At 62.6% G+C, this 25,070-nt stretch carries 21 protein-coding genes and 1 pseudogene; 15 read left to right on the top strand and 7 right to left on the bottom strand.

Going from position 1 to position 25,070, the window contains the following annotated elements:
• Positions 1-46 precede the first annotated feature (46 nt).
• The gene (locus LXE91_RS19825) at positions 47-1,714 is read right to left on the bottom strand and encodes an ATP-binding domain-containing protein (RefSeq protein ID WP_039352815.1); all 1,668 of its coding nucleotides are present in this window, start codon (positions 1,712-1,714) and stop codon (positions 47-49) included.
• Between the two features lie 126 nt (positions 1,715-1,840).
• Positions 1,841-2,695: a helix-turn-helix domain-containing protein gene (locus LXE91_RS19820; RefSeq protein ID WP_006485970.1), complete on the bottom strand. Its 855-nt coding sequence runs from the start codon at positions 2,693-2,695 to the stop codon at positions 1,841-1,843.
• A gap of 224 nt (positions 2,696-2,919) precedes the next feature.
• Here LXE91_RS19820 and LXE91_RS19815 point away from each other — a divergent pair, with 224 nt between their 5' ends.
• Positions 2,920-4,254: an NAD(P)/FAD-dependent oxidoreductase gene (locus tag LXE91_RS19815; RefSeq protein ID WP_039352820.1), complete on the top strand. Its 1,335-nt coding sequence runs from the start codon at positions 2,920-2,922 to the stop codon at positions 4,252-4,254.
• Between the two features lie 83 nt (positions 4,255-4,337).
• Positions 4,338-5,432 (top strand): potassium channel family protein, encoded by a 1,095-nt coding sequence (locus LXE91_RS19810; RefSeq protein ID WP_039352822.1) that lies wholly within the window; start codon positions 4,338-4,340, stop codon positions 5,430-5,432.
• Between the two features lie 68 nt (positions 5,433-5,500).
• Here the strand turns inward: LXE91_RS19810 and LXE91_RS19805 are convergent.
• Positions 5,501-6,181 (bottom strand): annotated as a pseudogene (locus tag LXE91_RS19805) (transposase); the annotation flags it as partial.
• Between LXE91_RS19805 and LXE91_RS19800 the strand changes: the two are divergent.
• The 6 genes from LXE91_RS19800 (at position 6,150) to LXE91_RS19775 (ending at position 11,793) form a co-directional block, all read left to right on the top strand.
• A complete protein-coding gene (locus LXE91_RS19800) occupies positions 6,150-6,491 on the top strand; it encodes a hypothetical protein (RefSeq protein WP_039352825.1) in 342 nt (113 codons plus the stop codon). The pseudogene LXE91_RS19805 and the gene LXE91_RS19800 overlap by 32 nt on opposite strands.
• A gap of 384 nt (positions 6,492-6,875) precedes the next feature.
• Positions 6,876-7,862 carry a zinc-binding dehydrogenase gene (locus LXE91_RS19795; protein WP_039352828.1) on the top strand — a complete coding sequence of 329 codons (987 nt, stop codon included), beginning with the start codon at positions 6,876-6,878 and terminating at the stop codon, positions 7,860-7,862.
• Positions 7,863-7,949: 87 nt separating this feature from the next.
• Positions 7,950-8,714, top strand: coding sequence for an SDR family NAD(P)-dependent oxidoreductase (locus tag LXE91_RS19790; protein ID WP_039352831.1), 765 nt, complete (start codon positions 7,950-7,952; stop codon positions 8,712-8,714).
• 178 nt (positions 8,715-8,892) lie between these two features.
• Positions 8,893-9,495, top strand: a complete 603-nt coding sequence (gene wrbA / locus LXE91_RS19785) for an NAD(P)H:quinone oxidoreductase (protein WP_039352834.1) — start codon at positions 8,893-8,895, stop codon at positions 9,493-9,495.
• 215 nt (positions 9,496-9,710) lie between these two features.
• Positions 9,711-10,649 carry an alpha/beta hydrolase gene (locus LXE91_RS19780; protein WP_052760082.1) on the top strand — a complete coding sequence of 313 codons (939 nt, stop codon included), beginning with the start codon at positions 9,711-9,713 and terminating at the stop codon, positions 10,647-10,649.
• Between the two features lie 172 nt (positions 10,650-10,821).
• Positions 10,822-11,793: an amidohydrolase family protein gene (locus LXE91_RS19775; protein ID WP_046196528.1), complete on the top strand. Its 972-nt coding sequence runs from the start codon at positions 10,822-10,824 to the stop codon at positions 11,791-11,793.
• A 243-nt stretch (positions 11,794-12,036) separates the two neighbouring features.
• Here the strand turns inward: LXE91_RS19775 and LXE91_RS19770 are convergent, their stop codons facing one another.
• Positions 12,037-13,263 (bottom strand): L-dopachrome tautomerase-related protein, encoded by a 1,227-nt coding sequence (locus LXE91_RS19770; protein WP_039352836.1) that lies wholly within the window; start codon positions 13,261-13,263, stop codon positions 12,037-12,039.
• Between the two features lie 71 nt (positions 13,264-13,334).
• Positions 13,335-14,342 carry a zinc-binding alcohol dehydrogenase family protein gene (locus LXE91_RS19765; protein ID WP_039352839.1) on the bottom strand — a complete coding sequence of 336 codons (1,008 nt, stop codon included), beginning with the start codon at positions 14,340-14,342 and terminating at the stop codon, positions 13,335-13,337.
• A gap of 140 nt (positions 14,343-14,482) precedes the next feature.
• Here LXE91_RS19765 and LXE91_RS19760 point away from each other — a divergent pair, with 140 nt between their 5' ends.
• Positions 14,483-15,415, top strand: coding sequence for a LysR family transcriptional regulator (locus tag LXE91_RS19760; protein ID WP_039352952.1), 933 nt, complete (start codon positions 14,483-14,485; stop codon positions 15,413-15,415).
• Between the two features lie 111 nt (positions 15,416-15,526).
• On the opposite strand, the gene LXE91_RS19755 is transcribed toward LXE91_RS19760, so the two are convergent.
• Positions 15,527-16,450: a LysR family transcriptional regulator gene (locus LXE91_RS19755; protein ID WP_039352842.1), complete on the bottom strand. Its 924-nt coding sequence runs from the start codon at positions 16,448-16,450 to the stop codon at positions 15,527-15,529.
• Between the two features lie 321 nt (positions 16,451-16,771).
• Positions 16,772-19,048, bottom strand: coding sequence for an FdhF/YdeP family oxidoreductase (locus LXE91_RS19750; protein ID WP_039352845.1), 2,277 nt, complete (start codon positions 19,046-19,048; stop codon positions 16,772-16,774).
• Positions 19,049-19,173: 125 nt separating this feature from the next.
• Here LXE91_RS19750 and LXE91_RS19745 point away from each other — a divergent pair, with 125 nt between their 5' ends.
• The 6 genes from LXE91_RS19745 to LXE91_RS19720 all read left to right on the top strand — a co-directional run bounded on the left by LXE91_RS19745 (position 19,174) and on the right by LXE91_RS19720 (position 24,693).
• Complete coding sequence (locus LXE91_RS19745) at positions 19,174-20,088, top strand: LysR family transcriptional regulator (RefSeq protein WP_039352848.1); 915 nt, start codon at positions 19,174-19,176, stop codon at positions 20,086-20,088.
• 519 nt (positions 20,089-20,607) lie between these two features.
• Positions 20,608-21,333 carry a pirin family protein gene (locus tag LXE91_RS19740; RefSeq protein ID WP_039352851.1) on the top strand — a complete coding sequence of 242 codons (726 nt, stop codon included), beginning with the start codon at positions 20,608-20,610 and terminating at the stop codon, positions 21,331-21,333.
• Between the two features lie 62 nt (positions 21,334-21,395).
• Positions 21,396-21,809 carry a DoxX family protein gene (locus tag LXE91_RS19735; RefSeq protein ID WP_039352853.1) on the top strand — a complete coding sequence of 138 codons (414 nt, stop codon included), beginning with the start codon at positions 21,396-21,398 and terminating at the stop codon, positions 21,807-21,809.
• Between the two features lie 32 nt (positions 21,810-21,841).
• Positions 21,842-23,383, top strand: coding sequence for a GMC family oxidoreductase (locus tag LXE91_RS19730; RefSeq protein ID WP_039352855.1), 1,542 nt, complete (start codon positions 21,842-21,844; stop codon positions 23,381-23,383).
• Positions 23,384-23,497: 114 nt separating this feature from the next.
• A complete protein-coding gene (locus LXE91_RS19725; RefSeq protein ID WP_223274305.1) occupies positions 23,498-23,902 on the top strand; it encodes a hypothetical protein in 405 nt (134 codons plus the stop codon).
• 173 nt (positions 23,903-24,075) lie between these two features.
• Positions 24,076-24,693: a M17 family peptidase N-terminal domain-containing protein gene (locus tag LXE91_RS19720; RefSeq protein ID WP_039352860.1), complete on the top strand. Its 618-nt coding sequence runs from the start codon at positions 24,076-24,078 to the stop codon at positions 24,691-24,693.
• Positions 24,694-25,070: the final 377 nt, after the last annotated feature.

The raw sequence follows: 25,070 nt of genomic DNA, 5'->3' as shown, positions 1-25,070 counted from the left end.
AGCGGCCACGGGCGGGCGCTTGCCCGCCTGCCGGCCGCCCGTTACGTCAGACGGCCGCGAGTTGGGCGGCCGCGCGCGACGACGCGACGATCAGCAGCTTCATCGTCGCCCGCGTCGCGCCGACGAACAGCTTGCGCGCGGCACGCGCGTCGAGCGTGTCGAAGTCGACCTCGGTAAGGATCACGCACGGTGCCGACTGGCCCTTGAAGCGGTAGATCGAATCGAGCAGCACGTCGCCTTCGCGATACTCCGGATTGCCGAACAGGTCGTACTTGCCGGTAAAGCTCTTGAGCCGGTGCGGGCCGAGCTGGTCGAGCGGCGCGAGCACCGAGCCTTCGCGGCCGCGATACGACAGCACCGCGATGTCCTGCTTGCGGAAGCCGAGCGACAGCGCGTGCGTGATCGCCCGCTTGGTCGCATCGATGCAGGCATCGGCCAGTGCGTCTCCCGACGCGCCTTCTTCCCCGTACGACGACACCGACGGATCCGAACCGTCGAACGGGCTGCCCGAGCGCAGCTCGGCCGCCAGCGGCTCGACCCGGCCGACGATGTCGCGCACGAATTCAAGCAGGTCGCGCGGGCTGCGGTAGTTCGTGAGCGCCTTCAGCGTGACCCAGCCCGGCAGCGCGACGGGCTCGCGCATGTACAGGTTCTGCAGCGGATCTTCCAGCCACCACCATGCGCCGTCCGGCGCCAGCAAGCGCTCCAGGGCGGCCGCCCATGGCGCATGGAAATCCTGCCCTTCGTCGACGACCAGCACGTCGAAGCGCCAGTGCCCCGGAATCGGCGTATCTGCGAAGCGCGCCTCGAGCCGCTCGAATTCGCCGGGCACCTGGAAGTCGGGCGTATAGCCGCCGTCGCGCGCGACCCAGTCGCACAGCTGGTGGTAGTTCGCGATCTTCGCGCCGGGCGGCGCGATGCGCGCGATGTAGTCAGCGAGCGGCCGGTTGAAACACACGTAGAGCACGCGCTTGCCGGCCGCGACCGCATCGCGCATCGCCTGTACGGCGAGCTGCGTCTTGCCCGAGCCGGCCGTGCCGGTGACGCGCAGCCGGAACGGCGTGAATTCGAGCTGGCGCGCCCACGCGGCGAGCCCGCCCGACAGCCGCGTGACGAGCGTGCCGGCCTGACCGACGAGCGCGCTCGTGTCGGGCGTGAGCGCGAGCTCGTCCGCGAGGAAATGGTGGAGTTTCGGCGCGTTCGGGAAGTGCTCGTCGTCTTCCGGCAGGATCCGCAGGATCACCTGCGCGAGCTGCGCCTTGCGCGACGCATCGACGATGCGGTCGGCCGCGACGCCGGCGATCGATGCGTCGCGGATCGAGTAGTCGGGGCAGTACAGCAGCGCCTCGACGCCGTAGACGCCCGCGCCGAGCGCGGCCGTCAGGCGCCGATGCAGGGTTTCCTGCGTGCGCGCGAGCTGGATCGGGACGTTGCGTTCCTTCTGCAGATAGACCTTCACGAGCCCCTTCGGCGTTTCGCGCAGGAAGCCGGCCTTCTGCTCGATCAGCAGCACGCGGCCGGCCGGGCTCACGACGACGAACGCGGCCTCGCCGAATACCGAGAACGCCTGGTCGGCGCGGGTCCAGTGCACGCCGTGATACACGGTGTAGCTGTCGGGCAGCGCGTGTTCGAGCGCGGCGAGCGTTTCGCGCTCGCGTTCGGCCGCGCCGGTCGCGGCGAGGCTTTTCCAGTCGTCGGGGATGAGGCGGGCCATGGCGTCGGGCGGCGGATGCCGGCGTGGGCGTGAACGGGTGCGGCTATTGTACTGAGCTGTGCACCTGTTCACGACCGCCGTACCGCGCGGACGCCGGCCGTCCGGAGGAGGAACGGCCCGGGGGCGTTATCCGCGGGCGAGCCGTTTCGCGAGATCGGCGCTGAGGATTGCCATGCGCGCGGGCTTTTCGTAGCAGACGACGTCGAACGCGCGAATCACTTCGCTGATGTCGGCTTCGCTCGCGCGGCCGGTGAGCAGGTCGCCGGTCAGCACGAAGATCGGCGCACCCGGGTTGTCGGACGTGCGCACGGCCTTGATCGCAGTGGCGGCCGTGCTGTCGTCGAACAGCCATTCGGTCAGGACCGCGTCGAACGCCTGGCCCTGCAGCGCGTCGACGAACGGCGCGAGGCCGTCGAATGCGGCGGTCGCGAAACCCTGGCGTTCGAGATAGCGGCACAGCTCGGTTGCGCTGACGCGATCGGGGTCGATCACCGCGACGACGAGCTTGTCGCTTTCCGCGCGGCGCGGATAGATCTCGATCTTGTGCACGTCGTAGGCGTTCTGGTACAGCACGCCGGTGTGGCGCAGCACGCGCCAGCGGCCGTTTTGTTCGTACGCGACGAATTCGGGGCGCGCGCCGGCTTCGAGCGGCGCGCCGATCCATGCGGTGCACGGAATCTCGGCGACGCCCGCGTAAAGGACGGCTTCCTGGGAATAGGCGCCGACCATGCCGGGGTCGAGCGTTTGCGCGCCGAACAGCTGCGCGGCGGGTTCGCCGTACGCTTCGGCGACTTTCTTGATCTGCGCGAGCGTCCAGGGGCTGCTGCCGCGCAGCTTGCGGTGGCCTTGCGAGAAACTCAGGTCGAGGATGCGGCACAGCTCGGTGGTCTGCTGGCGCTTGCCGATGCCGTTGCGGGTCATCAGCTCGCGCACGCGCTCGGCAACCGCGAGGGAATCCGTGGTGATTGCTTCAGTGGTCATGCTACGGGAACGGATCGTGACGTTCAGAACGACGCCTTGCGGCAGTCTCGACGGACAGTCTTCATGACGTCCAGGGGCGAGCCGACCGGCCACGCGCAGAAGAGATAACTTTACCGCAAAATGGTCGTTATTCAGCGTGGCGAAAGGTGCGTTTGTGTGAAAGGTGTGTCACGACGTTACCACCGCCGCCCACATTCGAATGCATTAACGCCTGACAGGAAACAATGACGACAACCTATCCGCTGCATGATGCCCTGACCCTCGCCGACACGCCATTCCCGCTTGAAGCCGACGTCGTGATCGCCGGCGCCGGCATCATGGGCTGCGCAGCCGCATATTATCTGGGCCTGCGCGGCCTGAAGGCCGTCGTGCTCGACAAGTCGCGCATCGCCGGACAGCAGTCGACCCGTGCGTGGGGCTTCGTGCGGCAGCAGGGTCGCGAAGCGGTCGAGGTGCCGCTGATGATGGCCGGCATGAAGATCTGGGAGGAGTTAGAGGAAACCCTCGGTTTCGATCTCGAATGGCGGCAGGGCGGCTGTCTTTATATTGCGGACAACGAAACGGACTGGGCGTCGTTCAACGCGTGGCTCGCCGTCGCGCGCGAGCACGGGCTCGACACGCGTACGCTGACCCGCGCGCAGATCGACGAGCGCGTCAGCGGCCTTTCGCCGGACGCACGCACGCTCGGCGGGCTGTACACCGCGACCGACGGGCAGGCCGAGCCGCGTCGCGTGGCCGCCGCGTTCGCCGCGCGCGCCGCGGAGGCGGGCGCACGTTTCTTCGAAGGCTGCGGCGTGACCGCGATCGAGACGGCCGGCGGCGCGGTGGTCGGCGTCGTGACCGAGCGCGGCACGATCCGCACGCGGCGCGTGATCTGCGCGGCCGGCGCGACCAGCTTCCGGCTGCTCGACGGCGTCGGCATCCGGCTCCCGCAACACGTCGTGCGCGGCACCTGCATGCGCACCAATGTGGTGCCCCCGGTGTCGGCGTCGACGGTGTGGGGCCACGGCCTCGGCATCCGGCAGCGCAAGAACGGTGCGATCAATCTCGCCGACGACATGCAGGTCGACGTCGACCTGACGCTCGGCCACCTGCGCGGGTTGAGCCTGTTCTGGCCGCAGTTCTGGTCGCAGCGCGACAAATTCCGGCTGCACGTGAACGGGGCCGCATGGCGCGATGCGCTTGCCCGCATCAACGGGGCGACCGGGCCGATCGAGCCGCGCGATCCGCAACCGCAGCCGAATCGCGCGCATGCGCCGCGCGCGCTCGCGAAGCTCAAGGCGATCTTTCCCGCGCTGAAGGACGCGCAGATCGTCGAGGCCTGGGCCGGCCTGATCGACGTGCTGCCCGACGGCATTCCGGTGATCGATGCGCCGGGCACGCCGTCCGGGCTGGCGATTGCGACGGGGTTCTGCGGCCACGGTTTCGCGATGGGGCCGATCGTCGGGCGGCTGCTTGCCGAATGGATCGATACCGGCGCACCGTCGCTCGACCTGTCGGCGTTTCGCGCGCAGCGCTTCGTCGACGGCACGATGGTGCGGCCGCGCAGCATGCTGTGACGAACGAGCCGGCGCGCTGACGTCGGCCGGCCGCGGTCGACCCATCGTAGAATCGAGCCCGCATCCTTCAGGAGATTCCCCCGTTGGCTTCGCCTTCCGCCCAGCGCCGCTCGTTGCGCTCACGCCTGCGTCGCGCCCGCAACCCGTGGCAGGCGCCGCGTGCGCGCACGCTGTTCACGCGTCCCGCGACGTCGCCGCGGCGCACGCTGCTGTTCCGTATCGGCGCGGTCGTGCTGCTGTGCACGCTCGCGTTCCTCGTGCTGTATCTCGATCGCGACGGGTTGCGCGATTCGACCAAGAGCACGCCGATGACCGTCTCCGATCTCGTGTACTTCACGATGGTCACGGTCGCGACGGTCGGCTATGGCGACATCGTGCCCGTCACCGCGCGGGCGCGCCTGATCGATGCGTTCTTCATCGTGCCGATCCGCATCGTCATCTGGTTCATTTTCCTGGGCACGGCGTATCAGTTCGTGATCCAGCGCGTCATCGAGGAATTCCGCATGAAACGCCTGCAGAAACAATTGTCCGATCACATCGTCGTCTGCGGCTATGGCCTGTCCGGCTCGATCGCGGTGCGCGAACTGCTCGAGAGCGGCGTCGATCCGGCGACGCTCATCGTGATCGATTCGCAGCAGCAGGCGATCGAGGCCGCGACGTCGCTCGGCGTGGCGGGATTGCTCGGCGATCCCGCGCACGAGGATCTGCTGCAGCAGGCACAGGTGCGTGAAGCGAAGGCCGTGATCATTTCGGTGACCGACGATCCGACCGCGATCCTGCTCACGTTGTCGGTGCGCAGCATCGCGCCCGATACGAAGATCGTCGTGCGGATCCAGGAGAACCTGTACCAGCGTCAACTGCGGCAGGCGGGCGCCGACGTGATCGTGTCGTCGACGAAGATCGGCGCGCTGCTGCTCGCGGATGCCGTGCATAGCCGCTATATCGTGCCGTTCGTGAACGACATGCTGTCGACGCGCGGCCGCGCGACGCTGCTGGAGCGCGAGGCGATGCCGCAGGAGGTCGGGTGCATGACGAACGTCGTGCCGGGCGCGATCGTCGTCGGGCTCGATCGATGCGGGAAGATCTTTTCGTTCTACGAGGATCCGCCGTGCCGGATCGAAAAGGGGGACACGCTGGTCGTGATTCAGTCGGCGCGGATTCCGGATCCGGATGTTTGAGTGCTTTATCTATAAAAAAGTCAAGAAATTCAATGAACTGAGATGCTTCGTTTTGGGTAAATTCTTGCCTGTGTGTACTGTGTAGGCGTCGTGTAGGCATCTGGAATCCGCCCATCCACCAACTGGTCGTGCACAAAGTCGTAGCTCCAGACCGAATTGGGCTGGGTAGCGCCTGGCAAGCGTATGTCGTTGGCACAACAACGTCGGCGAGGGCGCCGCCGCGGAATGTTGAGCTGCAAGGCTCGCTACATTCGTCGCACACGAGATTCGCCCAGCGCCAGCCAAGTCGACATCCGCCGGTAGCCGAAGCGCGGCGCCTCCTGCTCGGCCGCAATCAGTTGCTCGCCCAGACGCCGATCTTTCTCCGGTTGCTTGAGCGTATAGATCGCCACGCGGCGACTCAGTCCCACGTAGCAACATGCCTTGCGTCGCGATAGCCCCCGCCGAGTCAGGACTTCCAGTGCCTCGCGCCGGCCCGTCGGGGTGCTCATTTTTTCGACTGAATTCCTTCAGGCCGTCAATCACCAGCATCTGCTCGGCGATCAGGCGCTTAAGCCGATCGTTCTCCGACTCCAATTCCTTGAGCCGACGCGCGTCGGCCACATCCATGCCGCCGAATTTGTTGCGCCAACGATAGAACGTCTGTTCCGAGATGTTGTAGCGCTTGCATAGATCCTTCACCGGTTCATCCCGGCTCTCGGCCTCGCCAAGATGCGGATGATCTGCTCGTCGGTAAATCGCTTCTTCATCGAGTTCTCCTTGTCTCTGGGAGAAAAGAAAACTCACTTGCCGGATGGCTACATGAAACATCTCGGGTCAGAGGCGGTTCCCGCGAAGTTGATGACCACGGCGTCGGGGCACGTCATTGGCGTGGGAGAAGTGTTTGGCGGAGGCGTTGTGCCCTCGGTTGCGTCGTATGTCACGAAGCGCTTCGGCATTGAGTACATCATGAATCTTGGAATGGGGGCACTCGTCGTCGGGCTTCTCGTCGCGCTAGCGCTGAATGAGACCGCGCCCTCTCGGATTACCAAACCAGCAGCGGTACCCGAGGCATCTTGATCGAGACGATCTCGGCAACATTCGAATCGGTGTCTTCCTCTCGGATCTGAGAGGATGGTTACCAGATTTGTAGATTCCACATCATTGCCCGAACGGGCATAGTGGTCACACCATCCGGATGAGCGGCGAGCAAGGCGTGCTTCGCCGACTCGTTTTAATTAATGGCTTTGATCGGTCCGTGCAATCACGGTGGCAAGCTTTACGATCAGGCGGTCAACGAGCCGGGCCGAGCTGCTACGGCGGTTCCCCCGCTCTTCTGCCAGAACAGGAGGTTCGGGAGATCAACGGCGGCCGGGCGCTATGGCAGAGGCCATGTTCAATCAAATGACCTGACCGATCGTGCAGGTGCACCGGTCAGGCCTACGGTACTGCGAAGGAGGCGCCTTGAAAGCACATGTGATCGACCGTATCGGCGGACCGGAAGTCCTGCAACTCCGTGACATCCCGCCCGTTCCGCCTAACGCAGATGAAGTTCGTGTTCGGGTCTGTGCGTTTGGCCTCAATCGTGTCGAGACCTACCTACGTGCGGGCAAGATGGGCCCTGTCGACGGCATGCGCGTACCCGGCGTCGAGGCGGTCGGGGAAATCCTCGAAGATCCGTCCGGTATGTTCAGGGTTGGCCAGCGCGTTGCAACCGTAATGGGCGGACTGCAGTTTAGTCGCCGCGGTACCTATGCCGAAGAAGTGACGGTGTTGCGTACCAACGTGATCGACCTCGACGGTACCGAACTGTCATGGGAGGAGCTCGCGGCATTGCCGCTCGCTTATTTGACGATCTGGGGCGCGCTGAGTCGAAGCCTGGAGATCAAGTCGGGACAGACAATTCTCGTGCGCGGCGCCACATCGACCATTGGGCTAGCGGCTGTCACCTACGCGAAGGGCCAAGATCTGCACGTGATTGCGACGACACGCTCGAAAGATCGCGTCGAACAGCTTCACATCGCCGGCGCAGATAGTGTGATCGTCGACAGCGGGACCATTTCCAGAGAGGTGCTCCGGCTCCATCCCGACGGGATTGATGCTGCATTGGAAGTGGTCGGTGCGTCAACGCTGCGTGATACGGCAAGGACATTGAAACCCTTCGGCGCAGTCACAGTGATCGGGATGCTTGGCGGCCCGCCGGTTCTCGAAAAATTCAATCTGATGGCTGATCTGCCGCCGGCTGTTCGGCTTGCCTTCTTTCCAGCGCAGTTGCTTGGCTCAGGTGCGCTCCCGCTGGCACATTCGCCACTGCACTCGATCATCAACGACATCGCCGCGGATCGCTGGCCGTCGCATCTTCAACATACGTTCGCGTTCGATGAAGTACGCGAAGCGCACGAGTGGATCGACAGCAATCGTGCACATGGAAAGCTGGTGGTGCGGGTCTGATCCAGGCGCGAACATCCCGAAGACAGGATGTCACCATCGGCTCGCTCCGATAGGCAACGAGCGCTGCATTAACGCAGGAGATGAAAAATGGGTAATGACCAATTCGACTACACCGGCAAGACAGTCCTGATCACGGGAGCGGCGTCGGGTATCGGCAGGGCCACGGCGTTCGCGTTTGCCGAACGCGGTGCGCGGCTGGTGATTGGCGATGTGGGGCAGGGCGCCAACGAAACCGTCGAGCAAATCCATGCCTTGGGTGGCGAAGCGATCTTCGTGAAGACCGATGTCAGCAATGCCGACGCGGTGCGCACGCTCGTGGCAACGGCGGTCCAGACTTACGGGAAGATCGACGCCGCATTCAACAATGCGGGGATCTTGCCGCGAACGGTGCCTTTCGCCGACATGACGGAAGAAGATTTTGACCGGGTGATCGCCGTCGACCTCAAGGGCGTGTTCCTGTGCGTCAAGCACGAGATCGAAGCGATGCTCAAAACGGGCGGCGGCGCGATCGTGAACACGGCTTCGGTCGCAGGTGTGATCGCAGATCCCGGAATGGCGCCTTATGCCGCGGCGAAACACGGGGTGATCGGCTTGACGAAGGCCGCGGCCCTCGACTACGCGACCAAGAGAATCCGTGTGAATGCGCTGGCGCCAGGTCTGATCCGTACGCCGATGACGGACCGCTGGTTGAGCGATCCGGCGATGACGCAAACCCTGATGGCGAGTAGCCCGATGGGGCGCGCGGCGGAACCCGAGGAAATGGCCGGCGTGGTGCTTTTCCTGTGTTCTCCCGCAGCGTCATTCGTCACCGGTGCGGTGTGGCTTGCCGATGGCGGCATGACTGCACATTAAAGCACGACGCTCACACGCGTATTGCGTGCGAAGCAGGCCGTCGCGATACGTAGGATCGCGAATATTGGTGGTGGGGTGTCGCGGACGAAGACACAACCCCGCCGCCCTCCAGGCAGTTCCTCGCCCTGACGGAATCCGGCTTGGGATACGAGGAGCGCCCGTTACCTTGGGAGCAATCATGGCAAAAGTTCTGGTCCTCTACTACTCGATGTACGGCCATATCGAAACGATGGCGAATGCGGTGGCCGACGGCGCGAAATCGGTTTCCGGCTCGGAGGTGACCATCAAGCGTGTTCCGGAAACGATTCCGGCTGAACAGGCTGCCGCCTTCGGCGCGAAGCTCGATCAGGACGCAGCCGTCGCGACGCCTGCCGAGCTCGCCGATTACGATGCGATCATCTTCGGCACGCCGACCCGTTTCGGCAACATGGCTGCGCAGATGCGCAACTTCCTCGATCAGACCGGCGGGCTGTGGGTGAAGGGAGCGCTGGTCGGCAAGATCGGCAGTGTCTTCGCTTCCACCGGAACGCAGCACGGTGGTCAGGAGACGACCATTACGTCCTTTCACAGCACACTGTTGCATCACGGAATGGTGATCGTCGGTGTCCCGTATGCTTGTGCAGGGTTGACGAAAATGGACGAGATCACGGGCGGTACACCCTATGGTGCAACGACGCTAGCGGGTGCTGACGGCACACGGCAGCCGTCGGCCAACGAACTTGATATTGCGCGATACCAGGGTAAGCACGTAGCGGAACTGGCGGCCAAACTATCTCGCTGACATCGGCGTGTCCTGTTTCGCATTGGATTTGCGTGTGTCACCGTTGGTGCAGGTGGGCGATGGCGGCACTATCCCCATGAGTTTCACTGCGTGAAACACGCAGAGGATGTCGTTAGAGCGGTCCAGGGCTAGCGTTCGGCGTGGGATCACTGCATCGTCAGTTGACCTTGAACGCAGCGGCCGGACGATCTCATATGAACTTAGGATTTAGATATATGAGCAATTCAAGTCATCTCATTGTGAAGGATCAGGTAAGTTCGGTCACTGAATCGCCGATTGTCCTGAAATTGCGGACAAAAAGTGATGTCGAGGCGACGAGGGCTGCCGTGCGCATGTTCAGCTCGAAAGTGGACGACACTTTTTTCGGGAAAAAAGTCCAGGTAAACGAAGATGTGAGCGTCCTCGTATACGGTCCTTCGCAAGGCACGGAAAATGAACGGTTGCCTGCGATCTTCTATATCCATGGCGGTGGGTATGTAGCGGGGTCCGCTGACCTGTATGACAACGAACACCACGAGGCGGCCACGAAGCTGCACTGCGTTGTCGTCGCGGTGGATTACCGGCTGGCTCCTGAAAACCCGTACCCGACACCGCTGAACGACTGTGTTTCCGGCATCACGTGGGTGTATGACAACGCGGAACAGCTTGGCATCGATCGGGAAAGAATAACGGTGATGGGAGAAAGTGCAGGGGGCGGTCTTACTGCTTCGCTGTGTCACTATTTGAGGGACAAGACAAAGATCACCCCCAGGAACCAGGTCATGCTGTTCCCGATGCTGGACTACAAGACGTCTGCCAATCCTGCCGAGGTCAAAAACAAATATGCCGGCGAGTATGTGTGGACCCACGATGTGAACGACTTCGGATGGAAATATCTTCTTGGCGAAAAAAAGGTGGAGGATATTGAAATTCAATATTACTCGCCGTCGCACGCGCCGAGTTTCGAGAATCTGCCACCCGCTTACATTGCAGTCGGCAGCCTCGATCTGTTGCTCGACGAAAGTCTCGAGTATGCCAAGAAGCTCAGTTGTGCTGGCGTACCGATTTCGATGGAGGTGGTGGCTGGCGCTGTTCACGGATTCAACTTCATCTCCAGTGAAACAGCGAAAAAGTTCAATGCGCGACTGAGTGAGTATCTGACATCCGTTTTGTAATGAACGCCGGGTGGCAAGTGAGTCAGTGTCGGATCACTTGCCATTCGGAGGCCGTCAACTGATCAGGCGTGGTGTCAGGGGAGCACTCAGGTCAATCTGTTTCGAAAAATTCCAGACCGACCAGTCTGATTGTAATGATCTGCATGACGAAATTATTTGTGAGGTTTGGTATATGGCAGGAAAGATTGATACGCATCACCACATCGTGCCCCCGACCTATGCAGCGTGGCTGACTCAGCGCGGCATCACGGCCGGCGGGCTTGCGATTCCATCGTGGAGTGAAGAGGCGGCGTTGGACCTCATCGACGCATCGGGTATTGCAACCGGCATCTTCTCCGTTTCCACTCCGGGAGTTCATCTCGGTGATGATGTTGAAGCACGTGAGAAAGCGCGGGAGGTCAACGAGTTCGCCGCGAACATCGTCGCCGGATACCCGGGCCGCTTCGGCTTCTTTGCAACACTGACACTGCCTGACGTCGAGGGCGCCATTACTGAAGCGAAGCATGCATTTGACCAGCTCAACGCGGATGGTGTCGTGCTGATCAGCAGCGTGCGAGGGACATATCTTGGCGACGAGTCATGGGCACCGCTCTTCGACGAGTTGAATCGTCGGCATGCGGTGGTGTTTGTTCATCCGGGGGATTTGCCTGCCGAACCCGTGCCCGGAATACCGCCTTATGCTGCCGACTTTCTGCTCGACACGACGCGTGCCGCCATCAACGTCGCGAAGTCAGGTTGGCTCGAACGATTCCCCAACGTAAGAATCATTCTTTCTCATGCCGGCGGATTCATTCCTTACGCCGCCCAGCGCATCGCTCGCGTCGTTTCGCCAGACGGTAGCCGCGACGGCGGGCTTGCACGGCTCAGGCGCTTCTACTTCGACACCGCGCTATCGAGCAGTCCGTATGCAATGCCCGCGCTTCTCGCGTTTGCCGATCCGACTCATATCACCTTCGGCAGCGATTGGCCTTATGCACCGAAAAGTAGCTCGCTGGCGTTTACCGAGATGCTTCATGCATTCCCGCTGACACCCGACCAACGCCATGCCATTTATCGTGGCAACGCAGAGCAACTGTTTCCGCGACTGTCGTCCACGTGCCAGGCGAGTCCGTTGATTGACGAGACGAGGCCGCAGTCGTCGTGAAAGTAGACGCGTCAAGCCCGGGCGTGCCACGCCGGCAGGTAGCGAACAAGCAGGCCTGGGAAACAGGGTGCACGCGCATGGCCGGTGCGAAAGTCGGCGCACACGGCGCGTGTCTCTTAACGTGCATGGGCGATCATCGAGGCGTCACGCCGGACGAATCCGCCCGGCAATTCGGTTGTCAAACATCGTTGATGTACCTGTATTCGGCGCAGGATCACATGTGTCGTGTTCGCCCCCGGAGGATCAATGTGCCGGAGCGGGGGCGATACCAATATGCGTACGAAAGAGCCTGTACGGCTTTTGTCGCAGATCCTTACCGCTATGGAATCCGGCCTGCCGCGGCAATTGATTGGCCGTGAAGTACAGGTAGCCGTCAGGGCCGATGGCCAGCGTGTCGGGCCACAGAATGCGGGAGTCGTGCACGACGGTCGTCCACACTCCACCGGGTGAGCGCTTGCGGATCGCATTGTGCTCGTAGTCGCCGGCGTACACGGTGCCGTTCGCGTCTGCCGCGAGCCCGTCGGATGCGCCTTTCTCGCCGAGATCCCGGACGGCCGCCGACAGCTGGGTGTCGCTGACGGAGGCATCACGCAGCATTGCCGTCGATACCGCGTAGAGACGACGACTGGAGAGCGGGCAGTAATACAGCGTCTTCCCATCCGGTGACAGGGCAATGCCGTCCGAAGCCACCGAGAAAGGCCGGGTGTTGCCGTCGGCATCGCGGGTCATCATGCGTTCGCCATCGAAGACAGGTACGAAATGCGGATCGGCCGATGTCGATACGTCACCCGTGAGGCGTCGCATTGCGCTGCCGGTGTCGAGATCGACGATGATGATGCCGCCAGTACCCGTGAGCGACGAGTCCGTCACATAGGCGACCCCCGCCTTGCCGACGCGGAAGTCGAAGCGCACGTCGTTGACATAAGTTTGTGCGCGCATGACGTTGCCGGGAAAGACGATGGTCTTCACGATCCGATTTTGCTTCAGGTCAATAGCGACGAGCTTCGCGCCGCCCGCGACCGGGTTGGAAAAATTCGGCGCAGCCGTATCGAGCACCCAGAGGCGGCCGCGACCGTCCGCCACCACGCTCTGGACGCTCAGGAAGTGATCGGCCGGATTCCGGTCGTCCGCGCGATTGACCTCGGCATCCGGATACGGGGCGACCTTGCCGTGCCGCAGTTCGCCGACGGTGAACGGCACGTCGTCCCCCCAGCGCGGAAAGTTGACGAAGATTCGGCCCGATTCGGAAACCGTGACGCCGGTCGGCATCGCATCGTTGAACGTGGCAACGGCATCCAGGGTACCCGGGGTTGACCGGGTGTCGGACGGTGTCAGCGCGACCTTTGCCGCAGGCGTCGCGGTGATGCTCGAGGCGTAAGGCGCAACGCTCCACAACGCGAGCGCACTGGCAAGCGTGAGTGATGTCAGGTGGTAGCGGATTGGCGTGGAATGCCGGCGCGAATGGCGCATGGTTATTTTCCTGTCGTTGAGGGAATCCGGCTGCCGGCGCGGCATCGAATGCCGACGCGGTGTTGCCGTGCTCAGAACCCCTCGAGCACGATCTTGCCGCGCGCGCGGCCGCTTTCGATCAGGGCGTGCGCGCGGCGGAGGTTTTCCGCATTGACGACCCCGAAGTGCTCGCCCATCGTCGTACGAAGCGTGCCGTCGTCGATCAGGGTGGCGACGCGGTCGAGGATGTCGTGCTGGCGGATCATGTCCGGCGTCTCGAAGAGCGAGCGAGTGAACATCAGCTCCCAGTGCAGCGAGATGGCCTTGCGCTTGAGCGGCACTGCATCGAGCGTCGCCGGATCGTCGATGACACCAAGCCGCCCCTGAGGGGCGAGCGCTTCGACGATCTGCGCATAGTGACTATCCGTCTGCGTGAGACTCGCAACATAACGTACGTGGGGTACGCCGATTTCCCGCAGCCCGTCGACCAGGGATCGAGAATGATCGATGACGTCGTGGGCACCCAATTCCCGGACCCAGGCCTGCGTTTCCGGGCGCGAGGCCGTGCCGATGACGCGCAACCGGGTGAGGCGCCGCGCGAGCTGCGTCAGGATCGACCCGACGCCGCCGGACGCACCGACGATCAGGATGGCATCGCCTTCGCCGCTTTCCTCGGCCACGCCGAGACGGTCGAACAGCAACTCCCATGCGGTGAGCGATGTCAGCGGGAGGGCGGCGGCATGAGCATCGCTCAGGCTGGCGGGCTTGCGCGCGGCAATTCGTTCGTCCACCAGCCCGTACTCCGCATAGGCACCGGCTCGCGTGATCGACCCGGCGTAGTAAACATCGTCGCCCGGCTGATACAGCGAAACGTCGCGACCCACGGCCTCGACCGTGCCAACCGCATCCCAGCCCAGCACGCGCGGCTCGTCGGTCGGCGATCCCTTCCGGACCTTGGTGTCGACGGGGTTCACGGCGATTGCCCGGATCCTGACGAGCAGGTCCCTCGGCCCCGGCTCGGGCAGGGGCAACTCCGCTTCGTAGAGCGCGTTGGGGTGGGTGGCCGGGAGGCCGTGCTGCGTATAGACAATGGCTTTCATGCGGCATGTTCCAGTCAATGTGGAGAGCGGTCGGAAACCGGTGGCTATCGCCGCCGTCGACGAGTGGATCGTATTTTCGGCACTGCAACACGGATGAAAAACCAGGAAAATCGGGTAGAACTTTCACTGTTGGAATGAAAATGATCCGGATTGACGACCTTGGACTCTTCGTGCGTACGGCGGCGCTGGGCAGCTTCTCCAACGCCGCCCGTGAGGCCGACCTGCTTCCGGGGCAGGTCAGTGCGGCGATTCAGCGGCTGGAGCGGGAGCTGGACATTCGCCTGTTTGCGCGGTCGACGCGTAGCCTGAAGCTCACGTCGGAGGGCGAGCAATACCTGCCCTATGCGCAGGAAGTGCTGTCGGCGCTCAGGGAGGGGCGGGAGCGCCTGCATGGGGAGCGCCACGAACTGCAGGGCGTGCTGAAGATCTCCGCGCCGTCGGATCTTGGGCGAAACGTGCTGCTGCCATGGCTGACGGCGTTTCGCGACGCGCATCCGAAGCTGGTTCTGAAGCTGTCGCTGTCGGATTACGTGGCGGACGTGTTCCGCGATCCGGTCGACGTCGCGATTCGCTATGGCGTGGCAGAAACCGCCAGCTATGTGGCGTTGCCGCTCGCGGAGAGCAACCGGCGCGTGCTGGTCGCATCGCCGGCCTATCTGGCACGCCATGGTCGCCCGGCCTCGCTCGACGAGCTTGCCATGCACAAGTGCCTGCTATTCGCGCTCGGCGGCCGCGTGTACGACCGATGGGTATTTCCCGTCAACGGCGTGCGCCGGCTGGTGGCGGTCAACGGAGAACTGCTTTGCGACGACGCGGACGTTGCGCGTCGCTGGGTGGTGGAGGGGCTCGGTGTTGCCTACAAGTCATGGCTCGACGTCTGCGATGACGTCACGAGCGGGCGGCTGGAGGTGTTGATTCCGGATCAGCCTGGCGAGCCTGCGCCGCTGAACCTCGTATGTCCGCACCGCCGGCAATTCTCGCCGACCGTGCGTTATCTGCACGCGGCGCTGCGAGAACAAATCTCGAACATGGCCGCTGAAATGAAAAACCATACCGTCTTACAAGAGAAATAAGGGCGCGCGAGGCGTTTTGATCGGGCGCTGATCTATTCCGGCCAGGTAAAGGCGAGGCATCGCAACGGCACGGATCGTAGATGGCTTTCTTGCCAGCGCGGTATCGACACATCAAAGCTCGGAGAACGTCCATGGTGCTTGCGCGAAGCACTCGGCGAGAAAGTCGAGCAGCAACGTGACACGCGCCGGGCGCAGCATGCCAGGCGGCGTGACGAGGTTGATGTTGATGTCGGAGATCGCCCAGTCTTGCATCACGATTTCCAGTTCACCTCGCTGCAACGTCTCCCAAATCACGAACTCGGGTTGCAGTGCGAGGCCATGCCCGCCGATCAATGCGGGCATGATCACCTCAGCGTTGTTGCTGCGAATACGCCCGCGCACGGGCGCCAAGAATTCTTCGCCCGACTTCGTGTTGCGAAAGTGCCAGGATTCGGGTGTTGGCAGGTTCGTGTAGAGAAGGATGAGGTGCTGCCCCAGATCGCGCGGGTGTGCCGGGCTGCCGTATTTGTCGAGATAGGCGCGTGACGCAACGAGTGATCGGCGCACCGGACACAGCGGGCGGGCGCGCAGTGTCGAATCGTCCAGCTTGGCGATGCGGATGGCGATGTCGAAGCCGTCCGACACGATGTCGACTAGACGATCGGTCAGCACGAGATCGATATCGACGTGCGGATAGCGTTCGAGAAATGCGGGCAGCACCGGCGCGAGATGGTGGACCCCGAACGACATGGGTGCATTGATCCGGACGAGGCCGTGCGGCTCGAGTGCGTATGCGGACGCGTCGCACTCGATGCATTCCGCGTCCGCGAGCAGTTTTATCGTGCGGTCGCGCAGCACCTCGCCGGTCGGCGTGAGCGAAAGCTTACGCGGTGTTCGGTACAGTAGCGTCGTGCGGAGTCGCTGTTCGAGGCGGGCGATTGCTTTCGATACGGTCGGTTGCGACATACCGAGCAGCGCCGCAGCTTTCGAGAACGAACCGGTTTCGGCGACACGTACGAAGATCGCCCAGGCTTCGAGATCAGGAAGGTGACGCATCGTGGAGTGGGGGGGGCGATGAATGTTGCGCGCTGACGTCGATAGTGAGGGCAACCTCATCCGATGTACGCGGCGCGAGGCGGGATCCGGAGGCGCCTCTCGGGAACGTGTTCGATGTGATGCGGGCCGCCCGCTCGATCCTCGAGCTGTGCGGCCATGCAATGTAAGGGCATTGCGTGGGCGCTCGCGAGTCAATCGATCATGGCGGCGGGACAGTCTGGCCGGCCGAGCGGATTCTGCCGGGCTGCGTAGGCACGGCGGTTCAGCGAGCCGCGGCCGACCGCGCTTCGTACTGATTTAGCCGGCGCGCCTGCCACCGGTTCATATCGTTTGCGACCGGACTACGCGAACCGGGACCGACTTGTACGACGGCGTGCCGCTTTCCTTGTCGATGTAGTCGAGCGGGACGAGTACGTTCGCTTCCGGGTAATACGCGCCGACGGATCCCACGGCGATGTCGTACGCGATCGCGGTGATCTTCTCGAGCCGCATCGGCCGGCCGCCGGGTGTGACGGTCTCGATGTCGACCAGGTCGCCGTGTTCGAGCCCGCATGCGGCCAGGTCGGCCTCGTTCATGAACAACACGTCGCGTCGGCCGAACACGCCGCGATAGCGGTCGTCGAGCCCGTAGATCGTGGTGTTGTACTGGTCGTGGCTGCGCAGCGTCACGAGGCGCAGGATGTCGTCGCCGTGAACGGGGGCATCTTCCTCGACGCCGCTGAATACCGAGAACATCGCCTTGCCGGTCGCCGTCGGCCATTGGCGTTCGGTCGGCGGCAGCGGCAGCCGGAATCCTCCCGGAGCCCTGATCCGTTCGTTGAAGTTCTCGAATCCCGGTACGGTTCGTTCGATCAACGTGCGGATCTCGTCATAGTCGGCGATCAGGTTCAGCCAGGCGACCTTGCTGTTCGGCAGCGTCGCGTGCGCCATGCCGGCGACGATCGCCGGTTCCGAGCGCAAATGTTCGGACGCCGGCGTGAGCTTGCCCGACGACGCATGGACCATCGACATCGAATCCTCGACCGTCACCGATTGCGGGCCGCCTGCCTGCACGTCAAGCTCGGTGCGCCCGAGGCAGGGCAGCACGAAGGTCTCTTTCGCGACCAGCAGATGAGAGCGATTGAGTTTGGTGCCGAGGTGGACACTCAGGTCGAGCTTCCCCATCGCCGGAAAGCATTGCCCGGCGTCAGGCAGCGCGACCGCGAAATTGCCGCCGAGGCAGATCAGCGCTTTGGCCGTGCCATCGATCATCGCCTGCATGCCCTTGACGGCATCGTGGCCGTGCGCACGCGGCGGCTCGAAACCGAACACGTCCTCGATGTTCTTCAGGAATTCGGCCGAGGGCTTTTCTGTGATGCCCACCGTCCGGTTGCCCTGCACGTTCGAGTGACCGCGCAGCGGGCAGATGCCTGCGCCGGGCTTGCCGATATTGCCGCGCAACAGCAGCAGGTCGGCGATCAGGCGTACGTTCGCCGTGCCCGTGTTGTGCTGGGTGATGCCCATCCCGTAGGTGACGATTGTCGCATTCGCCTTTGCATAGGCGTTCGCCACCTGTTCGAGTGCCACGCGAGCGAGCCCGCTTTCCCGCTCGATTGCGTCCCAGCCGGTCGCGACGAGATCGGCGGCGAACGCGTCGAAGCCTTCGGTGTGCTCGGCGATGAACGCACGGTCCAGCACGTCGCCTTGTGCGGCGTCCAGGGCCAGCAGCGCCTTCATGATGCCCTTGAGCGCGGCTGCGTCGCCGCCGGCCTTGACCTGAAAGTAGGTCGACGCGATGCGCGTAGAACCATAGGTGGCCATCTCGACGGGATTCTGCGGATCGGCGAAGCGTTCGAGCGCACGCTCGCGAAGCGGATTGAACACGATGATGGGTACGTTGCGGCGCGCGGCTTCGTGCAACGTACCCATCATGCGAGGATGGTTGGTTCCCGGGTTGTGGCCGATCGAGATGATCAGGTCGCATACGTCGAAATCTTCCAGCGATACCGTTCCCTTGCCGATGCCGATCGACTGGGGCAAGCCGACGCTCGTCGGCTCGTGGCACATGTTCGAGCAGTCGGGAAAGTTGTTCGTCCCGTATTCGCGGGCGAACAGCTGGAACAGATACGCCGCCTCGTTCGACGCGCGGCCGGACGTATAGAACTCGACCTGCTCGGGCGGCAGCGCGCGCAGCACTTCGCCGATGCGCGCGAACGCGTCGTCCCATTCGATCGCGCGGAACGTGTCGGTCGCGCGATCGTAGACGAGCGGATGCGTGAGCCGGCCCATGTTCTCCAGTTCGTAGTCCGACATGCGCAGCAGCGATGACACGGTGTTCGCCGCGAAGAACCCGGGCGTCACACGCTTGGTTGTCGCTTCCCACGTGACGGCCTTCGCGCCGTTCTCGCAGAACTGGAACGTCGACTTGTGTTCCTTGTCGGGCCACGCGCAGCCGGGGCAGTCGAACCCGTCAGGCTGATTGGTCCTGAGCAGCGTGATCGGTGCCTTGAGCGATTCCATCTGCGTGCGGACCGCCTCCGCCGTTGCCCGGAGGGCGCCCCAGCCGCCGGCCGGGCCGTCGTATGCCCGGATACCGGGTACGTCGCGTCGTGCAGTCATGTGAACTCCGTTGCTGTCCCGGCCAGCTTGAATGCCGGTCGGTTTGACTGGTCACTGTGCCTGTTCGAATCGCGATGTGGAATCGACAAATCTGATAACCTCCCTCTCAAATTCGAAAGGCTGATATGGATCTGAATGCTGTTGAGATGTTCGTGATCGTCGTGCAGGCCGGCAGCCTGTCGGCAGCGGCGGTACGTACGGGTATCCCGCTTCCGACACTGAGTCGCCGGATCAGGGCCCTCGAAAGCGAACTGGCCGTGCAATTGCTCGAGCGTTCAGTGCGCGGTACGCGATTGACGGACGCCGGCGTGCGGCTCTACGAGCACGCCAGTCGCGGCATCGAAGCGCTGGCCGAGGCGCGGGAGTCGGTGGTGGGCGCGCAGCACGAGTTGAAAGGGTTCCTGCGCTTGTCGTTGCCGCCGACGTTCGAAGTCTGGTGGGATCTGCTCGGCGAGTTTCAAGCGAGTTATCCGGGTATTCGCCTGTTCGTTCATACGACCGAGCGCCGTGTCGACCTGATTCTCGACGGTATCGATGTGGCCTTGCGTGTCGGAGCAATTGAACAGGAGTCGATGGTCGCGCGCAAGATCACAACCTATCGGCATCGGCTCGTCGCGAGCCCCGCGTTGCTGGAGCGCTACGGCCGGCCGGAGACGCCGGAAGACTTGCATCGTTTGCCGTGCGCGACCTGGGGGCGCGGTGCGTATGCGCCACCTGTCTGGCACCTCGGCGACACGAAATTCCATCCGCGCCCGGTGCTGTCGACGAACGATTACTCACATCTGCGCGACCGTGTGCTCGAGGGGCATGTCGTGAGCGAACTCCCGCCGTTTCTTGTCTGGGACGAGCTGCGTAAAGGCAGGCTCGTTTCGGTACTGGACGACTATCCGTTTCCTGCTGTCGAGCTGAACCTGCTGTTTCCGTCACACCGACATCCGTCGTCGGTCGTCAGGGCGTATCTCGACTTTTGCCAGGCGTACTGGGACACGAAGTTGAGTGATGTCGTGAACGGGGCCGGGGCACCGGATTCGCACGCTTGACCCGCTTAACCGGGCCAGCGTTCCGGGACCGATCCTGCAGCTTGCGTCGTGCAGATACGAGATCGAAATCGGGTGCGATCCGACGGACCTTGGTGTCGGTCCTGAGCAGGATACGCGGTGCGGAATAAGATCGATTCCAATTCTTCCGTTTCCTTCGACAGCAATTGAGTGCTCAATGGCAAGCCCTGGAGCAGGCTGCTCGATTGCAATGCATATCGGGCTTTACCGATCGATCTGATCAAGATAGCAATTCATTTCCTGTCCGCCTTGACGGGCTGCACACGCGACGAGTCGTCCAGGTTCATCGCGATGTCCGCAATTTCCCGACCAGACGTAAGACCTCGGGCGCGCGGGCTCATTCTTCATGCGGTCGGTCGTTGACTGATCGAGTGGATCCCGAATCCAGCGCCATGCCTGCTTCTTGAATTTGAGAGGACGGTTATCAGATTTGTTGCTTCCGCAGCATGAACCGAACGGGCATAGTGATCGAGCCATCTCGTCCACGCAAGGAGGAACACGATGCTCGAGATTAGACATGCAGATCAACGCGGACGAGCGGAGCACGGCTGGCTCAGCACGCGTCACACGTTTTCGTTCGCGAGCTATTACGACCCGGAGCAAAGCGGCTTTTCCGACCTGCTGGTGATCAACGACGACCGGATCATGCCAGCGCAAGGATTCGGCAAGCACCCGCACCGTGACATGGAGATTTTCACGTACGTGCTGGAGGGCTCGCTGGAGCACAAGGACACGATGGGCACCGGATCGGTGATCGTACCCGGTGACATTCAGGTGATGAGCGCCGGAACGGGCATCGCCCATAGCGAATTCAACCATTCGACGAGTGTGCCCGTACACCTCCTTCAGGTGTGGATCGCAACGGCCATGAAAGGCACGCCGCCACGCTATCAGCAACGTCACTTCGGTGAGGAGCAGAAGCGTGGCGTGCTGCGCCTGGTGCTGTCACCCGACGGTGCGAACGAATCGCTGACGCTGCAACAGGACACCCGCGTTTATGCCGGACTATTCGACGGCGACGAAAGCGCCGAGCTCGAACTTGCCGGCAATCGTTACGCGTATGTGCACGTGGCGCACGGTGCGATTGCCGTGAACGGCATTGAACTTGGCGAAGGTGACGGCGCACGGATCCGCGGTGAACGAACACTGCGCTTCACGCGAGGTCACGGTGCTGAAGTACTGGTGTTCGATTTGCGCGGCATTGAAACGCCAAAGTTGTGGTCCTGACCGGCTCCGTAAGGAAGCGTCGGGTGCCATGTGAGGCGACATTTACTTTATCGAGAAAAATCGTGCGTGACACACTGTTTGAAAACCGCAAGGACGAGTTGATTCTCGTCGCTCGCATTCTGTTGATGGTGCTCTTCGTGATGTTCGGCTGGTCGAAGCTGACAGGGTTTTCGGGCGCCGTCGCATATATGACATCGAGTGGCGTACCCGCACCCGAGTTGTCGACGATCATCGCCGTGGTGATGGAGCTCGTTGTCGGCATCGCGCTGGTGGTTGGGTTCCGTACGCGACCGCTAGCCTTGTTGCTCGCGCTCTACACATTGGGTACGGCGATTGTCGGTCACCACTACTGGAACATGACTGGCGCCGTGCAATACGACAACATGATTCATTTCTACAAGAACATCAGCATCATGGGCGGGTTGATACTGCTGTGCGTGACGGGTGCGGGAAAGTACTCCGTCGACCGGCGTTGAGCGACAAGTGTCATCAGTCAGGAGTGTTATAGATGCGTGAAGAAAAGCAATTCGACTTCATCGTGGCCGGCGGTGGGGCCGCGGGCTGCGTCATGGCCGCACGGCTCAGTGAAGATCCGTCGATATCGGTTCTGCTGCTGGAAGCCGGTTCCGTTTTTCACCCGGACGCAGCTCCCGCTGCTGTCAGCCAGGGATTCACGGTCGGCGGGACCGCGGAGATCCTCTGGGACGACAGCGCATCGCATGTCGACGGGCAGCCGGTCGAGATTCGCGCGCGTGTCCTCGGCGGCGGGTCGTCGATCAACGCCGGCGTCTTTGTGCGTGCCCTCCCCACGGATCTCCAGCACTGGGTCGACAGGGGACTCGAGAACTGGTCCTATGACGATGTTCTGCCCTATTTCCGGAAGATCGAATCCGACGACCATGGCGACGCATCCCTCCATGGGCGCAATGGTCCGGTTCCGGTACGACGGTGGGATGGGAAGGAACTGAGCCCGTCGCATGCGGCATTCATCGAGGCGGCGAAGGCCCAAGGCTTTCCGGAGGTGGATGACTTCAACGGTAAGGCACACTTCGGCGTCGGCCGCTACCCGATGAATATCACCCGGGAAGGGATCCGGTTCGGTGCGGCACTCGCGTATCTGACCGACGAGGTGTGGAAGCGCCCGAATCTCACCGTTCGTGGCGGTGTCCTGATCGATGTCGTTACGTTCTCGGGGCAAGTCGCGACAGGAGTAAGGCTTGCAGACGGGGAAGAGATCGCGGCCGAGAATGTTGTCTTGACGGCCGGGACGATCGGGTCGGCCGCCGTGCTGTTGCGTTCCGGAATCGGCCCGGCGGACGAATTGGGCGCCCTTGGCATCGACACGGTCGCCGATTTGCCGGTAGGGCAAAGCTATATGCAACAGCCGGCCAGTGGCGTAGTTTTCTCCACTACAGCCAAGAAAATGGGCGCCACCGTGCCGCCGATCTCCGCGCTCCTGTTCGCCCGAAGCGGGAGGCGAACCGAAGGCGCTCCCGATCTGCACATCATCCCGAGTCACATCACGATGCTGGAGGCAATGTCGTCGGACGGCGGCGGCATGGTCTTTTCCATGAGCCTCGCGGTCGCGACGCCCGAGGACGATTCCCGGGGGCGACTCACACTGGTCTCGCGTGATCCCAAGACGCCTCCTCGGATCGAGACAGGTATTCTCGCGAACGGCAAGGACCTTGAAAAGCTTGCGGATGCGGTGGAAACGGCGCGGCGCATCGCGTCGACGGAGCCCTTTTCGCAGTATCTGGATGCCGAGATTTCGCCCGGGCCCAACGTGAAAACCCGTGACGACATCAGGGCATTTCTCCGCGAACACGTGCAGACGTACTTGCACATGACGTCGACCGCTCCGATGGGGAGTGCGGATGATCCTCGGGCAGTGGTCGACGACGGTGGTCGGGTTCGGGGTGTCAGTGGCTTATATGTCGGGGATGCTTCCATCATGCCTCGTGTGCCGTCGGTCGCAACCAATCCGACGGTACTGGCGGTCGCGGAGGTCGTGGCGGATCGCATCAAGGCCTCGCGTGTGGTGCGCTGACTGCGTTGCGCCAAGCCATAAGGCCGTGTCCGTCATCGCGAGAGTCAGAGCGTCGGGTGGCGCGAGCGCCCGACGCGAAATGTCATGTATGGCTGTTCGAACAGGTGTACCGATATGAATACTGGAACACATTCCCACCGGGCAGAACACTGCGCCCACATCCGGACCGCGCTTCTCGATTTGCACCGAACACTGGTCGAACTTGAGCGTCGAGAGTACGAGAAAGTCCATGGGTACCAATCCGCCGGCGATTTTCTGCAAGTGATCGCCTTCGACGATTCGATGAAGTGGCTGGAGCCGCTCAGCCGACTCATCGTCATGCTGGACGAAGCGCTGGATCAAGAGGGGCAACTGGATCTGACGCCGACGGTGGTCGTGGCAAGAGCGCAGGAATTGCTCAAGCTGGACCGCACGTCCACGGACGCATTTGCGACGCGCTATCTGCGTCACTTCGACAATTCGGCCGATCTCGCGGTCGATCACACTGCGTTGTTGAAGCTCATCGGCAGCGTTGCGTAGGTCGCCGCTTCGACTTCGCGTGAACGGGAAGCCTTCTAGGGGAAATCCCGATCAGCACAAACCGCTGATCCGGACCGCACGCCAATGTTGGTCTATTGCACGCACGGGGGTTACTGTTGATCATCAGGATCGAAGGTGACCCAGCCGCGTCCTGAGCTCACGGGAGAGACGATATGGTTCTTCGACAGATCATCGGCAGTTGGCGTGATGTGACCTTCGAGGTTGCTGCATGGGATGGCGTGGGTGCACAGGTCGATCTTTCATGTGGTTGCATGTTTGCTCGCGAGGCGGCAGGTGAGGGGCCGACGGGCGGACTACGCCATCTCGACCTCGCGCTTTCAGGGGCGCTCACTGGGTTGCGGCGCGAAGGTTACTTTCTGGCAGCGCCGATGGAAACGCTGTTGATCAGCCGCCCACCCGCGGGCATCGAGGCGGGTAGCCTGCTACTGGTCGGGCTTGGTGAACCCGCAAGCTGGACGATTGCCGTAACCGCGAATGCCGCCGCCACGGCGGCCCGAACGGCGATGCAGCAGGGTGCGCGGAGTGTAGCTTTCGCGCCGAGCGTACTCGACGGCGGGTTGGCGACCGCAGCCACCGAAGGGATGCCGGAAGTCATGGTGATGGCTGTGCTGGCCACGATAGCCACACGGTACCGGATCGCGGAACTGGGGCTTGCTGCGTTACCTTCACTGCGGCATTGGGTTTTCGATGTAGGTGCGTCGCGCTTCGACGGGGCCGTCGAACACTTCGGAAACGCGCTTGCGACCGCCCTGTCCCAACGCCCGAAGTAACGGAAGGTCGATTTGGGGTGCGTAAAGCACGGCGTCATCGGCCGGCTCGTCGCGCCGCCGATGTACACCGGTAAATTTTGCGTTACCTGCTTGAGCGGATCGCGGACGGTAACGTGTAGTGAAACCATCCATGAAAACGATCCGGTTGGGGGCGACAAAACTGCGCGCGAGTGCAAATCTCGGCCTGCTTGCGAACGGCGGCGCCAATAGTATGGCAATGCTGCACTACGTAGATGCGCGCCGGAATGTTGAATAGGCGATAGAGCTGGTCGCCATTTTTCCGAGATCAGTTGGCTTCATCGGGTGAAAGCGCGTCGGCCAGGGTCAGGTGCTTTCGCATGCCGTGCAGACGCGATGCGGGCGATCAGCGGAAACCG

This window comes from Burkholderia contaminans (assembly GCF_029633825.1).
GTDB lineage: Bacteria > Pseudomonadota > Gammaproteobacteria > Burkholderiales > Burkholderiaceae > Burkholderia > Burkholderia contaminans.
This window is presented reverse-complemented; position numbering and strand designations above follow the sequence as displayed.

Coding starts and splice junctions, on each gene's coding strand:
- LXE91_RS19825 (WP_039352815.1), bottom strand. CDS start 1,714: ATGGCCCGCCTCATCCCCGACGACTGGAAAAGCCTCGCCGCGACCGGC.
- LXE91_RS19820 (WP_006485970.1), bottom strand. CDS start 2,695: ATGACCACTGAAGCAATCACCACGGATTCCCTCGCGGTTGCCGAGCGC.
- LXE91_RS19815 (WP_039352820.1), top strand. CDS start 2,920: ATGACGACAACCTATCCGCTGCATGATGCCCTGACCCTCGCCGACACG.
- LXE91_RS19800 (WP_039352825.1), top strand. CDS start 6,150: ATGATCTGCTCGTCGGTAAATCGCTTCTTCATCGAGTTCTCCTTGTCT.
- LXE91_RS19790 (WP_039352831.1), top strand. CDS start 7,950: ATGGGTAATGACCAATTCGACTACACCGGCAAGACAGTCCTGATCACG.
- wrbA (WP_039352834.1), top strand. CDS start 8,893: ATGGCAAAAGTTCTGGTCCTCTACTACTCGATGTACGGCCATATCGAA.
- LXE91_RS19780 (WP_052760082.1), top strand. CDS start 9,711: ATGAGCAATTCAAGTCATCTCATTGTGAAGGATCAGGTAAGTTCGGTC.
- LXE91_RS19775 (WP_046196528.1), top strand. CDS start 10,822: ATGGCAGGAAAGATTGATACGCATCACCACATCGTGCCCCCGACCTAT.
- LXE91_RS19770 (WP_039352836.1), bottom strand. CDS start 13,263: ATGCGCCATTCGCGCCGGCATTCCACGCCAATCCGCTACCACCTGACA.
- LXE91_RS19765 (WP_039352839.1), bottom strand. CDS start 14,342: ATGAAAGCCATTGTCTATACGCAGCACGGCCTCCCGGCCACCCACCCC.
- LXE91_RS19760 (WP_039352952.1), top strand. CDS start 14,483: ATGATCCGGATTGACGACCTTGGACTCTTCGTGCGTACGGCGGCGCTG.
- LXE91_RS19755 (WP_039352842.1), bottom strand. CDS start 16,450: ATGCGTCACCTTCCTGATCTCGAAGCCTGGGCGATCTTCGTACGTGTC.
- LXE91_RS19750 (WP_039352845.1), bottom strand. CDS start 19,048: ATGACTGCACGACGCGACGTACCCGGTATCCGGGCATACGACGGCCCG.
- LXE91_RS19745 (WP_039352848.1), top strand. CDS start 19,174: ATGGATCTGAATGCTGTTGAGATGTTCGTGATCGTCGTGCAGGCCGGC.
- LXE91_RS19740 (WP_039352851.1), top strand. CDS start 20,608: ATGCTCGAGATTAGACATGCAGATCAACGCGGACGAGCGGAGCACGGC.
- LXE91_RS19730 (WP_039352855.1), top strand. CDS start 21,842: ATGCGTGAAGAAAAGCAATTCGACTTCATCGTGGCCGGCGGTGGGGCC.
- LXE91_RS19725 (WP_223274305.1), top strand. CDS start 23,498: ATGAATACTGGAACACATTCCCACCGGGCAGAACACTGCGCCCACATC.
- LXE91_RS19720 (WP_039352860.1), top strand. CDS start 24,076: ATGGTTCTTCGACAGATCATCGGCAGTTGGCGTGATGTGACCTTCGAG.